This is a genomic window from Tenacibaculum sp. 1B UA (assembly GCF_033978845.1).
Taxonomy (GTDB): Bacteria; Bacteroidota; Bacteroidia; order Flavobacteriales; family Flavobacteriaceae; genus Polaribacter.
In genome coordinates, this window is record NZ_JAKVUA010000008.1 from 70,972 (window position 1) to 87,507 (window position 16,536).

The following is a 16,536-nucleotide window of genomic DNA, read 5'->3' on the forward strand; positions in this document are numbered from 1 at the left end:
AAAATGCAAAACACCTCTAAACAGTATGATACTGTAGTTGAAGAATGTAGAAGTTTGTTTGTAAAAAAAATGAGTGATTATGGTAGTGCTTGGAGAATTTTAAGACTTCCATCATTAACTGATCAAATATTTATAAAAGCTCAACGTATACGACAATTACAAGAAAACACTGAACGAAAAGTTGATGAAGGAGAAAAATCAGAGTTTATTGGTATTATCAATTATTCGGTAATGGCATTAATTCAAATTGATTTAGGTATTGTTGAGCAACCTGATCTAACAACAAAAGAGGCTACAAACTTATATGATAAACATATAAAGGTTACCAAAGAATTAATGGAAAACAAAAACCATGATTATGGTGAAGCTTGGAGAGATATGAGAATTTCTTCGTTAACTGACTTAATTCTACAAAAATTACTCCGTGTAAAACAAATTGAAAACAATCAAGGCAAAACCCTAGTTTCTGAAGGAATTGACGCTAATTATCAAGATATGATTAATTATGCTATTTTTGCCATGATTCACTTTTCTGAATCAGATAATTAACCTAAAAAACACCCCTATGATTTTAAAAATGTTAACACATATTTCAAGAGTACTAGTAGGTCTCCTTTTTATTTACTCTGGATTTGTAAAATTGGTAGACCCTATTGGATCTCAATATAAATTTGAAGAATACTTTGGTGCCGATGTATTAAATTTAGAATTTTTAATTCCTTATGCTTTACCATTCTCAATTCTTTTAATTGTTACCGAATTAGTTTTAGGTATTATGCTTTTAGTAGGCTATAAAGCAAAATTTACCGTTTGGAGTTTATTCGGTATAAACCTAATATTCTTATTCTTAACCTGGTATTCATACACCTACAATAAAGTTACAGATTGCGGTTGTTTTGGCGATGCTTTAAAGCTAACTCCAGGAGAAACATTTTACAAGAATGTTGTTTTTATGGTTTTTATTGTTATTCTTATTTTAGGAGTTAAACATATTAAACCTATAATTTCAAATAAGTTTGCTTCTTTAACAACCTTTAGTTCTGTCTTTCTAGCACTAATTGTAACTTATTATGTTTTACAACATTTACCAATTATTGATTTTAGAGCTTATTCTATAGGAACAGATATTGCTAAAGGAATGGAATACCCAGAAGATAGCGACGAGCTTCCTCCTATACATGATTTCATGATCGAAACAGATGAAGGCGACAAGTTAGACGAAATGTTAGCAAAAGAAAAAGCAATGCTTGTTATTATGTCTAATTTAAAGAAAACAGAAAAAGAAGGTATTGCTGATGTTTCTAAAATTGCAAAACAAGCTAGCGAACAAGGTTATAAAGTCTACGTACTAACAGCTGATTATATTGAAGATTTAGCAGCTACCCAACAAAATTTTGGACTACCATACACTTTTGGGTTTTGTGATGAAACTGCTTTAAAAACAGTAATTAGAGCTAACCCTGGTATTGTTACCGTAAAAAATGGAATCATCACTGGAAAATGGAATTGGACAGATACTGATGATGTAGAATTATAAACAATTATACAATTTATACATAAGTAAAGCCTCACAAATTTGTGAGGTTTTCTTATTTTCGCAATGATATGAAAAGCTCTTGTAAAGATTTTTACAACATTTCTTTCAATAAGAGAGTAAAACCAAGCTATTAACTTAGAAATATTTTTGTGAAACAATTATTATTAGTTTTTATAGGTGGCGGAACAGGAAGTGTATTACGATATATTATCGGAAAAGCTTTAAACAGTTCACAAACAGGAATTCCTTATGGAACTTTTACGACGAATATTCTTGGGAGCTTACTTATTGGTATTATTTTAGGGCTTGCTGCCAAAAATGATACATTAACACAAAACCACACCCTATTATTAGCTACTGGTTTCTGTGGTGGATTTACCACTTTTTCAACCTTTGCTTATGAAAATCACGTCTTTTTAAAATCTGGCGATTTTACCTCTTTTACACTATACACTATAGGAAGCTTTATCATCGGATTTTTAGCTGTTTTTGCAGGCATTTACTTAGTAAATTATCTTTGGACGAGTCCACAAGCAATTTAAATAATACCACAACTTTAAAACCAACCTCACTTTGTGAGTAAAATTTATATAATAAATGAGCGAACTTATACAATACAAATCAGAAGACAGCTACGTAATAATTACTATTACAAACGGAAAAGCTAACGCTATTTCTCATGAAGTGATTGACGCTTTAAACATCTCTTTTGATAAAGCTGAAAAAGAAGAAAAACCAGTAATATTAACAGGACAACCAGGAATATTCTCTGCAGGTTACGATTTAAAAAGCATGACACAATCTCCTGAATCAGCTTTAGAACTAGTAACCAAAGGATCTCAATTATCACACAGAATGCTTTCTTTCCCTTATCCAATAATTGCAGCTTGTTCTGGGCACGCCGTTGCCAAAGGAGCCTTCTTACTACTATCTGTTGACTATAGGCTAGGTATTGAAGGTGACTTTAAAATCGGATTGAACGAAGTTTTAATCGGTATGACCATGCATAATGCTGGTATCGAAATTGCAAAAGCACGTTTAGCCCCTATTTATTTTGAAAGAAGTGTTAGTTGCTCAGAAATATACAACCCTAAAAATGCTATTACAGCGGGGTTTTTGGATAAAGTTGTCCCTCAAGAACACTTACTACCAACAGCTATAAAGGTTGCTGAAATGTTTTCTAAACTAAATAAGAAAGCACATAAAGAGACCAAGTTAAAAGTAAGAGAGTCTTATTTAGACTCATTAGCAAAAGCTATCAAACAAGATAGTAAAGAAGGCTTAACACCTCCTTCTAAATAAAAAAAACCTGCATATGCAGGTTTTTTTTATTACTTAGGTTTTTCATAAGACATCACCCCTGCCTTAATTTCTACATCTAAATAATTATCACTTGGTGTAATTGGGCAAGAATAACGATCACTATATGCACAGTAAGGATTATAAGCTTCATTAAAATTTATTACAATAGTACCATCATCCTTTATATCTGTTGTGTAAACATCTATAAAACGACCACCTTTATAAGACGTTTTTCCATTCGTATTATCTAAAAAAGGTAAAAATAAATGGTTAGCATATTCTGGATCAGGCTTTACATCTTGATAAATTGCCAACTCAAACTCTTCTCCATCAACAGAAAAAGATAATATTCCGTACTTTTTGTATAACACTATCCTATCTGTTGTAGTAGGAAAATTAAAAACAGGAGCATTCGGTAACAATTCTAGACTAGCATTTACTTTATACTTCTCATTAATAGGAAAAAAATTTAGCCCATTAAACTCTTTCAATCCTTTTTTAGTTAATGGTGACCTAGAAGCATCTTTAAACTTAGTATTCATTTCTTTCTGAAAATCAGACTCTCCTAAAACAGCTCTTTTACCTTGACTCTTGCAAGACAGTATTGAAACAGTAAAAATTAATAGTAATATTTTCTTCATATTAGTTCTATGTTTTATCTCGCTACAAAAATACTGTATTCAAACTAAAACCTTACCATTCCTTAAAAAACCATTAAATAAATGGGTGAAAACTGTTAATTTTCTACTAATAATTTGAAATAACAAAATAAAATCGTTACATTTATATTTATAGATAATACTTATACCTGATATAAGATAGTGTAAAAAAGTTTTTTTATCTTATAAAAAAAACTTATTAACTAATAAATCAAATTGATGGACTTGTTTGTTTGTAAACAGAAAGTTTCCTATATATTTGCCGCCCCAGTTATTTTAGGCATATATCTTTTATCAGACAAAACCTAATAAAGAAATTTTAATTTAAATTGGTAAATTTTATGAATTCAGAATTAATCAATAAGGCAGAAGAATTTGAAAACAGAAAATTCAAATTTATTACTACTAGTGATAGAATACTAGCCTCTAGAGAAGCAAAAGCTCTGATTCTAGAGATTAATGAGGTATATAAACAAACAAAAGACAGCACGTTAATGGACTTAATGAAGCGTTTAACAGCTGTAAAACAACGTATTGAAAAACGTTTAAAAGGAAAACCTTTAACAGCTTAAGCAATAAACAACCTTTAAGCTCGTTTATAATATATACATAAGAATAGTAGTTTCATCAACTACCACTCTCATTATAATATTTATTCTTGATAAAGTTCTAAGTAATTTACTTAGAACTTTTTCTTTTTTAAATATATTTGTAGTATCGGGATGTAGCTTAGTCCGGTTAAAGTGCTGGTCTGGGGGACCAGAGATCGGTGGTTCGAATCCACTCATCCCGACTTCTTTTCTTAAAAAATACACCTCCCTTAAAAACCAAACAAACTCTAATTCAACTACTTAAAAAACACCTAAAACTATTACAAAAAACACTCTTTAAAAAATTTTAAAAAAAGTTTTTTCAGTTTCAAAAAACATTATATATTTGCCACGCTTTTAAAGCAAACGCCGATGTAGCTCAGCTGGCTAGAGCAGCTGATTTGTAATCAGCAGGTCGTGGGTTCGAGTCCCTCCATCGGCTCAAAACTAAAAGCGCTAACAAAAAGTTAGCGCTTTTTTTATGCGCTTAATTTGCTAAATTTGTCATAACTCTATTTTTTACAAAAATTTAATGAAAAATATATTTGTTATCGGTATTGCTGGAGGTACGGGAAGTGGAAAAACCACGGTAGTAAACCAAATAATAAACGAACTTCCTGCTGACGAAGTATGCGTTATTTCTCAAGACTCTTACTACAAGCAAACAGATAATCTAACTTACGAAGAACGTACTAAGATAAACTTTGATCATCCCAGAGCAATCGACTTTGATTTAATGGTAGATCATCTATCTGAATTAAAAAACGGATGCATTATTGAACAACCAGTATATTCATTCGTTGCTCACAACAGAACCAAAGACACCATAAAAACACATCCTAGAAAAGTTATTATTATTGAAGGGATTTTGATTTTTAATAGCACAGAACTTCGTAACTTGTGTGACATAAAAATTTTCGTTCATGCCGATGCTGACGAACGCTTGATTAGACGTGTAAGAAGAGATATTAAAGAACGAGGTAGAGATGTTGATGAAGTTTTGAACCGTTATCAAAACACCTTAAAACCCATGCATCAACAATTTATTGAACCTACAAAAAATTACGCTGACATTATTATACCTAACGATAGATATAATACTGTTGCCATAGACATTGTAAGAACTGTAATTAACGACCGTTTATAACATGAGTTTTAAATCAATAAAAAACAAACCTTCCTTTAAAATAGCTACTAATATTTATGTGATTATACTCACCGTATTTGTAGTATGGATGCTTTTTTTTGATGAGAATTCTTACCTTACACATAGAGAGTTTAATAGCGAAATCAACGAGTTAAAAAGTTGGATTGATTATCATGAAAAGAAAATAAAAAAAGATAAAAAAACTATACAGCAACTACAAGACTCTCTTCAACTAAAACGCTATGCTAGAGAAAAATACTTAATGAAGAAAGAAGATGAAGATATTTATATTATTGAATTTGATACCATAAAAAGTAATGAGTAACTATTTATTTAACGAATTTCAAGGTGTTACCCCCGCAAAATGGAAGCAAAAAATACAAGTAGACCTAAAAGGTGCCGATTATAACGATACCCTTTTATGGAAAACTGAAGAAGGTATTACTGTAAAACCTTTTTACACTAAAGAAGACAGAACCAACACCAAAGTTAACACTCCAAACAAAGGTTTTGCTATTTGCCAATCTATTAATATTGAAAATGAAGAAAAAGCAAACTTATTTGCTATCGACTCAATTCAAAGAGGAGCAAACGCCGTTGAATTTAAGGCGAAAAAAGAGTTCGACTACAAAACCTTACTAAAAGGAATTGACCCTCAAAAAACTTTACTTTACTTTACTTTCAGTTTTTTATCCTCAGAATTCATCAAAGAATTAGCTAGTTTTATAAACTCTGACAATTGTTTTTTTAATATAGACATTATAGGAAACTTAGCGAGTTCTGGAAACTGGTACTCAAACCTTAAAAACGACCATACACAACTAGAAGAGATAACAAAAACTACTAAAAATGCTATTTGTGTTGATACTTCAATTTATCAAAATGCAGGAGCAACCATCGTTCAACAATTAGCATATACACTTACACACGCAAACGAATATTTGAACCACTTCGGAGGTTCAGTAGCAAAAAATATTCATTTTAATTTTTCTGTAGGGAGCAATTACTTTTTTGAAATTGCCAAACTACGAGCTTTTAGAGTTTTATGGAGTGCTCTTTTAAAAGAATACAACACTGAAGCAACCGCTCACATTTTCGCTCAACCTAGTTTACGTAATAAAACTTTATATGATTATAACGTAAACATGCTGCGCACTACCTCTGAGTGTATGAGTGCTATTTTAGGAGGAACAAACACTGTAGCTAATAGTTCCTATGATAAAATTTTCCACCACTCAAATGAATTTGGAGAGCGTATTTCAAGAAATCAATTATTGATTTTACAACAAGAAAGTGAACTAGCAGAAGCACAAAACATCGCTAATGGTGCATACTACATCGAAACAATCACCCAACAACTTGCTCAAAAAGCACTAGAAGTTTTTAAGTTAATAGAAAAAGGTGGTGGTTTTTTAAAACAATTAAAAGAAGGAGTTATCCAACGAAAAATAAAAGAGTCTGCAGATAAAGAACAACAGTTATTTGATTCAGGAGAATTAGTATTACTTGGCACAAACAAAATTCAAAACGAAAATGACAAGATGAAAAACGATTTAGAAGTTTCTCCTTTCTTGAAAATTCGTAACGAAAAAACCTTAATTCAACCTATTATTCAAAAACGATTAGCTGAAAAGCTAGAACAAGAACGTTTGCAAAATGAGTAAAAAACTAATTAACATATCCGTTTTCATTCCATTACTTTTTGGGACGCTAACCTTAAATGCTCAAGGCTTTAGTAACATTCCAAAAACTGAACTTATTAAATTGATGGTTGATTCTTTTGAGAATCAAATTTGTTCTTACTACTCTATTAACCCTGACGAAGCCTTTAAAGCCTACCCTAAGTACATTAAAGATATCGCTTCCAATAAAAAAACATTCAATACAATAACTACCGAAGACGAACTTGAATTATTGAAAATTTCTAAAACTGAGTTAATCAATTATATTTGGATAACCAACAAAGATAAAAGAGAACGTTCTTACTTTAATCAAGGAGTTAATACAGACCATAGTAAAGACGATGAAGCTACAAAAGAATATTATGCTTCCCTAAAATCAACTGACCATATCTTAAGCATTAATTATTTTGATGAGTATTCAGAATTTCTATTAAACAAATCCAAAAATCAAGACTTAAAAGATTTAATTATAACTTTTAGACTGGTTACGGATAGCTCTTCTATGCTAACAGCATCATCAATCTCACACCTTAAAGAGAATAGTTTTAAAGAACACTCTCTTAGAACTTTTATAGTTTTTGAACTCTACTACGCTATATTAAACACATTGAATAAAAATGAGTAGAAAAGATATATCAAACATACAAATAACCAATAACCAAAAGCAAAAAAACAAAAGCTATCAACACGAAGATTTTGTTGCTGGTATCGCTCCAAACTTACGTGGGCCGTATTCTACCATGTATGTTCGTAGACCTTGGACAATTCGTCAATATGCAGGTTTTTCCACTGCTGAAGAAAGTAATGCCTTTTACCGTAGAAATTTAGCTGCTGGTCAAAAAGGTTTATCAGTTGCTTTCGATTTAGCGACACACCGTGGTTACGATTCAGACCATGAGCGTGTACAAGGTGATGTTGGAAAAGCAGGTGTTGCTATAGATTCTGTGGAAGACATGAAGGTTTTGTTCGACCAGATACCATTAGATAAAATGTCCGTTTCCATGACAATGAACGGAGCTGTGTTACCTATTTTGGCATTTTATATTGTAGCAGCTGAAGAACAAGGTGTAGCTCCTGAACTATTATCAGGAACAATTCAAAACGATATTTTAAAAGAGTTTATGGTGCGTAACACTTACATTTACCCACCTACTCCATCAATGAAAATTATTGCTGATATTTTTAGATATACTTCTGAAAATATGCCAAGGTTTAATTCAATCTCTATTTCAGGATACCATATGCAAGAAGCTGGTGCTACTGCAGAAATTGAATTAGCCTATACGTTAGCTGACGGATTAGAATACATCAAAAAAGGACTCGAAGCAGGAATGGATATTGACACTTTTGCTCCTCGTTTATCTTTTTTCTGGGCAATTGGTATGAATCATTTTATGGAAGTTGCCAAAATGCGAGCAGGAAGAATGCTTTGGGCAAAACTCGTAAAGCAATTCAACCCAAAAAACCCAAAATCATTAGCATTAAGAACTCACTGTCAAACCAGTGGGTGGAGTTTAACGGAACAAGACCCTTTTAACAATGTAGCTCGTACTGCTATTGAAGCAATGGCTGCTGCTTTTGGAGGAACACAAAGTTTACACACCAACGCTTTAGATGAAGCAATTGCCTTACCAACTGATTTTTCAGCACGTATTGCTCGTAACACACAAATATACCTACAACAAGAAACCCATATTACAAAAACTGTAGACCCATGGGCGGGTAGTTATCATATAGAAAAACTTACTGAAGAAATTGCCAATAAAGCATGGGGGTTAATTCAAGAAGTTGAAGAATTAGGCGGAATGACCAAAGCCATTGAAAAAGGAATTCCTAAAATGCGTATTGAAGAAGCTGCTGCCATAAAACAAGCCAAAATCGACAGTAGTCAAGATGTAATTGTTGGTGTTAATAAATATCAATTAAAACAAGAAGACCCTTTACATATTTTAGAAGTTGATAATGAAGCAGTACGTCAATCTCAAATTGACAGACTGAACAACTTAAAATCAAACAGAAATCAAACAGAAGTTGACAAAGCTTTACATGATTTAACAAAATCTGCAAAAACAGGCGAAGGAAACTTATTAGATTTAGCTGTAAAAGCTGCAAGAAACAGAGCTACATTAGGTGAAATTTCAGATGCTCTTGAAACTATTTTTGGGCGTCATAAAGCAGTGCATAAAACCATATCAGGCGTGTATAGTAAAGAAATAAAAGATGACGAATTATTTAAAAAAGCTACTGAATTAGCAGATAAGTTTGCGGAATTAGAAGGTCGTCGTCCTCGTATTATGATTGCAAAATTAGGACAAGATGGTCACGATCGTGGTGCTAAAGTAGTAGCAACAGGTTATGCTGACTTAGGTTTTGATGTAGATATTGGTCCTTTATTCCAAACACCACAAGAAGCTACCAAACAAGCTATAGAAAATGATGTACATATATTAGGTATCTCATCACTAGCTGCAGGACATAAAACATTAGTTCCACAAGTTATTGCTGAGCTAAAAAAATATGGGCGTGAAGATATTATGGTTATTGTTGGCGGTGTGATTCCAGCACAAGATTATCAATTTTTATTTGATGCTGGTGCTGTAGGTGTTTTCGGCCCTGGAACTAAAATTGCACAAGCAGCCATTGACATGTTAACTATTTTAATTGATAGCACCGAAGAATAACGGTTATGAAAATAAAATTCATTGATAGAAAAACAGGTAAAATAATTACCGAAACCCCTCCTGGAGAAGGGTATTTAAAATTGCTTTACAATAATCCGTTTGGAAAAATGGCTTTATTACCATTAGTTAAACGTAAATTTTTGTCATCGTGGTATGGTAAGCTCATGAACAAACCCAATTCTATTAACAAAATAAACAGTTTTGTTAGAGAACTTCAAATCGACATGAGCGAAGCCGAAAGGTCATCTGAAGACTATGTTTCCTTTAATGATTTTTTTTATCGAAAATTAAAACTTGGTGCTCGTCCTATTGAGGAAGGCTTCGTTTCTCCTGGAGACGGAAAAATGTTAGCATTTAAGAGTATTTCAGGTATTCATGACTTCTTTATCAAAGGAAGAAAATTCACCTTAGAGGAATTTCTAGGCAACAAAGAACTTGCTACAAAACATAAAAACGACTCTTTAATTATTTTACGACTCGCTCCAAATGATTATCACAGGTATCATTTTCCTTATGACGGAATTCCTTCCGAAGTAACAAAAATTAAAGGACGCTATTTCTCCGTTTCTCCACACGCTTTGGCTGCTAACTTCACTAGAGTATTCTGTGAAAATAAAAGAGAGTACTGCACTTTAACTACACAAAACAAAGGAGATGTTATCATCGCCCCCGTTGGTGCTACCATGGTTGGAAGCATTATTGAGACTTACCAACCTAATTCCGAAGTAAAAAAAGGCGATGAAATGGGATATTTTGCTTTTGGTGGTTCAACTATTGTATTGTTAGTTAATAGTTCTAAAATAATTATTGATGAAGATATTTTAACCAACACCAAAAACAAAATGGAAACCTTTGTTAAAATGGGGGAGCGAATTGGAAATTAACCCTCATAAATTTAACATTTTACCTTTTAAAAATAGATTGATTTCATAAGGTGATTAAAGCTATAATCCGTAAATTTGCGTCGTTTTATACTTAGCAGATTTACTGATGAAAAAAATCTTAGATATCCTCTACTCTACCCGTTTAATGGCTGTATTATTTTTTGCTTTTGCCATTGCTATGGGAGTTGCCACTTTTATTGAAAATGATTACGGAACACAAACTTCAAAAGCTTTAGTGTACAACACTTGGTGGTTTGAGTTGATTATGGTGTTTTTTGTTATCAACTTTTTTGGAAATATTTTTAGGTATAGATTGTATAAAAAAGAAAAATGGTCTGTATTATTATTTCACGTATCCTTTCTATTAATCTTAATTGGTGCAGGTATTACTCGTTATATTAGCTATGAAGGTTTAATGGTTATTGATGAAGGAGAAACAACCAATCAATTCTACTCTGAGCATACCTATTTAAATGTTATTATTGATAATGGTGAGTTTCAAAAAACTACTGCAAACAAATTACTTTTATCTGCTTGGGGTGAAAACTCTGCAAATTTTGAAGAAAACTTTCAACCTGAAAAAACAGGAAAAAACCATAAGGTTACTTTTAATTTAGTAGACTATATTCCTTGGTCTGAAACAAAAATGGTTTTAGACGAAAACGGGACAGAACATCTATTCTTTGTAGAAAGTTCTGATGGAAGCAGGCATGAACACTACATTAAAAAAGGAACTATAGAGAATATTCATAACATTTTAATAGGCTTTGAAGCTCCTAATAAGGAAGCTGCTTCAATTAACTTCTTTTATGAAGATGGTAGCTTAAAAATGATTTCTAAGAATGATGGAGATTGGTTTAGAATGGCTGACCAAAAAAAAGGTTTAATAGTTAAAGATAGTGCACAACACTTTCAACTATTAACGCTTCATAACATAAATGGACTACAGTTTGTAGTTCCTAAAACACCTGAAAAAGGAGAGATTAGAACAGTTAGAGGGAAAAAAGATGATCAAAAATACGATACTGTAATTTTTGATATAACTACAAATGGAGAAACTGAACGCGTTGAGTTTTATGGAGGCAAGTTTAATGTAGACAACCAACAACAATTTAGTATTGGAAACTTAAATTTTAGAGCCTGGTATGGATCTAAATTGTTACAAACTCCTTTTAGCGTAAAATTAAATGATTTTCAATTAGAAAAATACCCAGGATCAGAAAGTGCCGCAGCTTATGCTAGTGAAGTTACTGTAATTGCTCCTAACGAAACGTTCGATTATAGAATATTTATGAATCATATATTAGATTACAGAGGATATAAATTTTTCCAGTCAAGTTATAAAATTGACGGTGAACACGAACAGACACATTTATCTGTAAATCACGATTTTTGGGGTACTTGGGTTACTTACATTGGTTATTTCTTATTGTTCTTTGGTTTAACAGCTTCTTTGTTTGTTAAAAACACTCGTTTTTACGACTTAAAACAATCATTAGTTAAAATACGAAACAAGAAAACCAAGCTATCTGTAATTGCTTTATTTATTTCTTTAGCTAGTTATACGCAACATAAACAACATGAACCAAAACAAGTTTCTGAAGCTCAAATTGATTCTATTTTAATCGCAAATAAAGTAGATAATGAACATGCTGATTTATTTAGTTCTTTAGTTATTCAAGATGCTGGTGGACGTATGAAGCCCGCCCACACCTTTGCTTCAGAATTAGTTAGAAAAGTAGCCCATGTAGATAAATTTAAAGACATGGATCCTAGTCAGATTTTACTTTCAATTACAGAAAGTCCGATGCTTTGGTTAAACGTTCCCTTTGTATATCTTGAAAAAGGAAACACACAAATTAGAGAAATTTTAGGACTTTCTGAAGATACTGAATATGCTCGTTTTATTGATTTTTACAATCCTGATGGCTCTTCAAAAATTAGTAAACTTGTTGTTGAAGCTGAAAAGAAAAGAATTCAAAATAAATTTGAACAAGATGCTATTAAGATTGAAAGAAGAGTTTGGTTATTATCGCAAGCTTTAGGAGGTGGTATATTACGTATTTACCCAGTTCCTAACGACGAAAACAACAAATGGGTTTCACAACCAGAAACACTACAAGCGAACTTTAAAGGAACAGACTCTGTTTTTGTCCGTCAGTCATTACCCGTGTATTTACAGTTGCTACAAGTAGCAAAAAAATCGGGAGATTATACTGAAACCAATAAGGTTTTAAATGGGATTAAGAAATTCCAACAAAAATTTGGTTCAGAAATCATTCCTTCTAAAAACAAAATCGATTTAGAAATAGCTTACAATAAGCTAAATATTTTTGTAAAACTTTCTAAATATTACGGATACGTTAGTTTACTTTTAATTGTGTTTGTTTTCTTACAAATTTTCAATAACAAACCATGGGTTAATTACCTTGTGAAAGCATTAATAGGTGTTGTTATTTTCTTATTTGTTTTTCATGTATTAGGATTAACTGCTCGTTGGTATATTAGCGGCAACGCTCCTTGGAGTAATGCTTATGAGTCTATTATTTTTGTAGGTTTAGCAACTATGCTATTTGGACTAATCCTTGGAAAAAAATCTTCATTAACTATTGCAGCTACAACATTTTTAGTTTCAATAATTCTAATGTTTGCTCATCAAAACTGGTTAGACCCTGAAATTGCCAACTTACAACCAGTATTAAACTCTTGGTGGTTATATGTACACGTTTCTATAATTGTAGCAGCTTACGGACCTTTCTTTTTAGGTATGATTCTCGGAATATTTGCTTTGTTTTTAATCGTTTTTACCAACAAAAAGAACAAAAAGAAAATGGATTTACACATTAAAGAATTAACTATTATAAACGAAATGGCATTAACTGTTGGTTTGGTAATGTTTACTGTTGGTAACTTCTTAGGAGGAATGTGGGCAAATGAAAGCTGGGGACGTTATTGGGGCTGGGACCCTAAAGAAACCTGGGCTTTAGTCTCTATAATGATATACTCTTTTGTATTACACATGCGATTAATACCAGGTTTACGAGGAAGATACACATTTAATTTAGTATCTATCTTAGCTATTTCATCAATTATGATGACTTATATGGGGGTAAATTTCTACTTATCTGGATTACACTCTTATGCTAGTGGAGATAAAGTAATTACGCCTGCTTCAGTTTATTATTCTTTAGCTTTTGTTGTTGTTTTAGGAACTCTTGCGTGGATAAAAAACAAAAAGTATTACAAAAAATAAGTTACTACTTTTTCTGTTAAAAAATGTATTTTTGCAAACCGACGAAAAGAAAAGACAACTATGTTCAATAAAAATATAAAATTAGTTTTAGCTGCATTAATAACTGCATGGTCTGTATATGAGTTTATACAAGGACACATTATGAACGGCATATCAATACTTTTGCTTGCTGGACTATTCATTTTATTTTACTTTAAAAATGAGTTTATTCTTTTAGCTTTTTTACAACTACGTAAACAGAATTTCCCTGGAGCTCAAAAATGGTTAGGGTACATAAAGAATCCTTCTACTTCATTAACTAAAAAGCAAGAAGGGTATTATAATTACCTACATGGAATTATGCTATCTCAAACCAACATAACTCAAGCTGAAAAGTACTTAAAAAAAGCGGTTAAATTAGGTTTAGCTATGGATCATGATTTAGCTATGGCTAAATTACAATTAGCTGGAATAGCCATGACAAAACGCAGAAAAAGAGAGGCTACAAACTTAATGGCAGAAGCTAAAAAGCTAGACAAACACGGAATGCTTAAAGAGCAGATGCAGATGATGAAACAGCAAATGAAGAAGATTTAGTTTTCATCATACAATTACTTTGTTATCTACTTTTTTATCATTTAATCCTATATTTAGCTTGTTAAAAAATACATGAAATGATTTTAATTGCCGATGGAGGCTCTACAAAAGCCGATTGGATTGCTCTTGACGATACTAAGAAAGAAGTTTTTAGAACTACTACTCTAGGCTTAAATCCTTCGGTTTTAACCAAACAACAAATGTTGAGTACTGTCAATAATGTTAATACTTTATTGGAAGTACAAAACGATACGCTACAAGTTCATTTTTATGGTGCAGGTTGTGGCAGTACAGAAGCTGCTGAAAACTTGAGAAATGTTCTGGAATCTGTCTTCAAAAAAGCTACAGTGTTTGTTTCTGAAGACACTTTAGCTGCTGTCTATGCTAGTACTGGTAATAAACCTGGAATTGTCTGTATTTTAGGAACAGGATCTAACAGTTGTTATTATGATGGCAAAAACATAACTACAACAGCCCCATCATTAGGTTATACTGTTATGGATGAAGCTAGCGGAAATTATTTTGGCAAACAATTATTACGTGATTTTTACTACAAAAAAATGCCAAAAAGAATAGCTTCAGCATTCAAAACATCTTTCGACCTTGATATAGATGTCGTAAAAATGAACTTGTACAGGGAACCTTACCCAAATATGTATTTAGCTTCATTTGCAAAATTTATGCTTGATCATAAAGATGAAAAGTATGTTAGAAAAATGATTAAAAAAGGGATTCAAGAGTTTTTCAAGTATCGTATTCTTCCTTTTGAAAAAGATAGTCAAACCCCAATCTATTTTATTGGATCTATAGCTTATTACTTTAAAGACATATTAGAAAAAATTGCATCAAAAAATAAATTACCTGTTACTGATGTAATTCAACGTCCTATTGATAATTTGGTTGACTTTCATAGAAACAATTCATTTTAACAAAGTTCTACAACTCTTTCAAGAGCCATTCCCCTCGACCCTTTCACTAAAAGGGTACTATCTGTTATTGAATTATTTTGTAAATACTTTTCTAAATCTTTAAAAGATTTAAACTTGATTATTTTATTAGTTTTAGAAATAGTATTATAGAAATTTTCCCCTATCAAAAAAACAACGTCAAAATTGTTTTTTTCTACTTCTTCAACTATATTTTGATGCTCTTTTGAGCTATATTTTCCAAGCTCAAACATGTCACCTAAAATTACTGTTTTATGGTTAGCTTTTAACTTACTAAAACTTTCTAAAACTGCCTTCATACTTGTAGGATTAGCATTATAAGCATCTAGAATAATCTTATTGGTGTTAGTATTTATTATCTGAGATCGATTATTAGACGGAATGTACCTTTCAATTGCCTTCTTTATTAACTCAGAGGGTATATTAAAATAATTTCCAATAGTTATTGCCGCTGATATATTATTAAAATTATAACTCCCAATTAAGCTACTTAATACATTTATATTTTGATATGATAGTTTTACAAAAGGGTTAGCCTCTTTAAATTTTATACTTTTTTCAAAAATAATTACCTCCATACCATTGGTTATGGCTACTTGTTTTTCATCATTAGGGTTTATAAATACTTTTTTATTGTGTGATCTGAGAAAATCATACAATTCAGACTTAGCTTTCACCACTCCTTCTAAAGAACCGAACCCCTCCAAATGTGCACTTCCAAAGTTTGTTATATATCCATAATCAGGATTTGCTATTTCTGATAAAAACTCAATTTCTTTTGCATGATTTGCTCCCATTTCTACAATACCAATCTCTGTGCTTTTATTCATTGACAATAAAGTCAATGGTACACCAATATGATTGTTTAGATTTCCAATGGTAGCAGTTGTTTTATACTTCGTTGAAAGAACTGCATTTATTAGCTCTTTTGTCGTAGTTTTCCCATTACTTCCTGTTAAAGCAATTACAGGTACTTGCAACTGGTTTCTATGATAATTTGCAAGCTCTTGAAGCACACCTAAAACATCATCTACTAAAATTATTCTATCAGATGTTTTATACTCAACTTCATCAACTATTGCATAACCAGCTCCTTTAGCTATCGCTTCTTCTGCAAACTTATTTCCGTTAAAGTTCTCTCCTTTTAAAGCAAAAAAAAGTGTGTTTTCTCTAATATTTCTAGTATCTGTATCTACTAAACCGTGCGTGATATATAAGCTGTATAATTCTTCTATCTTCATAAGGTAAAAATAAAAAACCTCATTGAAATTCAATGAG

The 16,536-nt window shown here is 31.7% G+C and carries 16 protein-coding genes and 2 tRNA genes; 16 read left to right on the forward strand and 2 right to left on the reverse strand.

Annotated features, from left to right (window positions below):
• The first annotated feature begins 3 nt into the window (after positions 1-3).
• The 4 genes from MK851_RS08245 (at position 4) to MK851_RS08260 (ending at position 2,839) form a co-directional block, all read left to right on the forward strand.
• Positions 4-549, forward strand: coding sequence for a DUF1599 domain-containing protein (locus MK851_RS08245; RefSeq protein ID WP_320243060.1), 546 nt, complete (start codon positions 4-6; stop codon positions 547-549).
• Between the two features lie 16 nt (positions 550-565).
• Positions 566-1,537, forward strand: a complete 972-nt coding sequence (locus MK851_RS08250; protein WP_320243061.1) for a DoxX family protein — start codon at positions 566-568, stop codon at positions 1,535-1,537.
• A gap of 149 nt (positions 1,538-1,686) precedes the next feature.
• Positions 1,687-2,079, forward strand: coding sequence for a fluoride efflux transporter CrcB (gene crcB, locus MK851_RS08255; protein ID WP_303509076.1), 393 nt, complete (start codon positions 1,687-1,689; stop codon positions 2,077-2,079).
• Positions 2,080-2,134: 55 nt separating this feature from the next.
• On the forward strand, positions 2,135-2,839 hold the full coding sequence (locus MK851_RS08260) for a crotonase/enoyl-CoA hydratase family protein (protein WP_303509073.1): 705 nt from the start codon (positions 2,135-2,137) through the stop codon (positions 2,837-2,839).
• Positions 2,840-2,868: 29 nt separating this feature from the next.
• Here the strand turns inward: MK851_RS08260 and MK851_RS08265 are convergent, their stop codons facing one another.
• Positions 2,869-3,480, reverse strand: a complete 612-nt coding sequence (locus MK851_RS08265; RefSeq protein WP_320243064.1) for a DUF1684 domain-containing protein — start codon at positions 3,478-3,480, stop codon at positions 2,869-2,871.
• A 359-nt stretch (positions 3,481-3,839) separates the two neighbouring features.
• Here MK851_RS08265 and MK851_RS08270 point away from each other — a divergent pair, with 359 nt between their 5' ends.
• The 12 genes from MK851_RS08270 to MK851_RS08325 all read left to right on the forward strand — a co-directional run bounded on the left by MK851_RS08270 (position 3,840) and on the right by MK851_RS08325 (position 15,240).
• Entirely contained in the window at positions 3,840-4,070 is a 231-nt protein-coding gene (locus tag MK851_RS08270; protein ID WP_115901993.1) for a hypothetical protein, read from the forward strand.
• Between the two features lie 146 nt (positions 4,071-4,216).
• Positions 4,217-4,291: transfer RNA gene (locus tag MK851_RS08275), tRNA-Pro, on the forward strand.
• A 165-nt stretch (positions 4,292-4,456) separates the two neighbouring features.
• Positions 4,457-4,530, forward strand: a tRNA-Thr gene (locus tag MK851_RS08280).
• A gap of 99 nt (positions 4,531-4,629) precedes the next feature.
• Positions 4,630-5,235, forward strand: coding sequence for a uridine kinase (udk, locus tag MK851_RS08285; RefSeq protein WP_303509174.1), 606 nt, complete (start codon positions 4,630-4,632; stop codon positions 5,233-5,235).
• Between the two features lies 1 nt (position 5,236).
• A complete protein-coding gene (locus tag MK851_RS08290; RefSeq protein ID WP_303509065.1) occupies positions 5,237-5,560 on the forward strand; it encodes an FtsB family cell division protein in 324 nt (107 codons plus the stop codon).
• A complete protein-coding gene (locus tag MK851_RS08295; protein WP_320243068.1) occupies positions 5,553-6,899 on the forward strand; it encodes a methylmalonyl-CoA mutase subunit beta in 1,347 nt (448 codons plus the stop codon). The genes MK851_RS08290 and MK851_RS08295 overlap by 8 nt, the downstream gene beginning before the upstream one ends.
• Entirely contained in the window at positions 6,892-7,542 is a 651-nt protein-coding gene (locus tag MK851_RS08300; RefSeq protein ID WP_320243069.1) for a hypothetical protein, read from the forward strand. Before MK851_RS08295 ends, MK851_RS08300 begins: the two co-directional genes overlap by 8 nt.
• Positions 7,535-9,598 carry a methylmalonyl-CoA mutase gene (gene scpA, locus MK851_RS08305; RefSeq protein WP_320243071.1) on the forward strand — a complete coding sequence of 688 codons (2,064 nt, stop codon included), beginning with the start codon at positions 7,535-7,537 and terminating at the stop codon, positions 9,596-9,598. The genes MK851_RS08300 and scpA overlap by 8 nt, the downstream gene beginning before the upstream one ends.
• A 5-nt stretch (positions 9,599-9,603) precedes the next feature.
• A complete protein-coding gene (asd, locus tag MK851_RS08310) occupies positions 9,604-10,482 on the forward strand; it encodes an archaetidylserine decarboxylase (RefSeq protein ID WP_320243073.1) in 879 nt (292 codons plus the stop codon).
• Between the two features lie 106 nt (positions 10,483-10,588).
• A complete protein-coding gene (ccsA, locus tag MK851_RS08315) occupies positions 10,589-13,735 on the forward strand; it encodes a cytochrome c biogenesis protein CcsA (RefSeq protein WP_320243075.1) in 3,147 nt (1,048 codons plus the stop codon).
• Between the two features lie 60 nt (positions 13,736-13,795).
• Positions 13,796-14,311: a DUF2892 domain-containing protein gene (locus MK851_RS08320; protein WP_303509056.1), complete on the forward strand. Its 516-nt coding sequence runs from the start codon at positions 13,796-13,798 to the stop codon at positions 14,309-14,311.
• 77 nt (positions 14,312-14,388) lie between these two features.
• Positions 14,389-15,240 (forward strand): N-acetylglucosamine kinase, encoded by an 852-nt coding sequence (locus MK851_RS08325; protein WP_303509053.1) that lies wholly within the window; start codon positions 14,389-14,391, stop codon positions 15,238-15,240.
• Here the strand turns inward: MK851_RS08325 and MK851_RS08330 are convergent.
• Positions 15,237-16,499, reverse strand: coding sequence for a UDP-N-acetylmuramoyl-tripeptide--D-alanyl-D-alanine ligase (locus MK851_RS08330; RefSeq protein WP_320243078.1), 1,263 nt, complete (start codon positions 16,497-16,499; stop codon positions 15,237-15,239). The two genes, MK851_RS08325 and MK851_RS08330, sit on opposite strands and share 4 nt — an antisense overlap.
• Positions 16,500-16,536 lie beyond the last annotated feature (37 nt).

Excerpts from the sequence above, each read along its gene's own strand:
- MK851_RS08245 (WP_320243060.1), top strand. The coding sequence starts at position 4 with ATGCAAAACACCTCTAAACAGTATGATACTGTAGTTGAAGAATGTAGA.
- MK851_RS08250 (WP_320243061.1), top strand. The coding sequence starts at position 566 with ATGATTTTAAAAATGTTAACACATATTTCAAGAGTACTAGTAGGTCTC.
- MK851_RS08260 (WP_303509073.1), top strand. The coding sequence starts at position 2,135 with ATGAGCGAACTTATACAATACAAATCAGAAGACAGCTACGTAATAATT.
- MK851_RS08265 (WP_320243064.1), bottom strand. The coding sequence starts at position 3,480 with ATGAAGAAAATATTACTATTAATTTTTACTGTTTCAATACTGTCTTGC.
- MK851_RS08270 (WP_115901993.1), top strand. The coding sequence starts at position 3,840 with ATGAATTCAGAATTAATCAATAAGGCAGAAGAATTTGAAAACAGAAAA.
- MK851_RS08290 (WP_303509065.1), top strand. The coding sequence starts at position 5,237 with ATGAGTTTTAAATCAATAAAAAACAAACCTTCCTTTAAAATAGCTACT.
- MK851_RS08295 (WP_320243068.1), top strand. The coding sequence starts at position 5,553 with ATGAGTAACTATTTATTTAACGAATTTCAAGGTGTTACCCCCGCAAAA.
- MK851_RS08300 (WP_320243069.1), top strand. The coding sequence starts at position 6,892 with ATGAGTAAAAAACTAATTAACATATCCGTTTTCATTCCATTACTTTTT.
- scpA (WP_320243071.1), top strand. The coding sequence starts at position 7,535 with ATGAGTAGAAAAGATATATCAAACATACAAATAACCAATAACCAAAAG.
- asd (WP_320243073.1), top strand. The coding sequence starts at position 9,604 with ATGAAAATAAAATTCATTGATAGAAAAACAGGTAAAATAATTACCGAA.
- ccsA (WP_320243075.1), top strand. The coding sequence starts at position 10,589 with ATGAAAAAAATCTTAGATATCCTCTACTCTACCCGTTTAATGGCTGTA.
- MK851_RS08320 (WP_303509056.1), top strand. The coding sequence starts at position 13,796 with ATGTTCAATAAAAATATAAAATTAGTTTTAGCTGCATTAATAACTGCA.
- MK851_RS08325 (WP_303509053.1), top strand. The coding sequence starts at position 14,389 with ATGATTTTAATTGCCGATGGAGGCTCTACAAAAGCCGATTGGATTGCT.
- MK851_RS08330 (WP_320243078.1), bottom strand. The coding sequence starts at position 16,499 with ATGAAGATAGAAGAATTATACAGCTTATATATCACGCACGGTTTAGTA.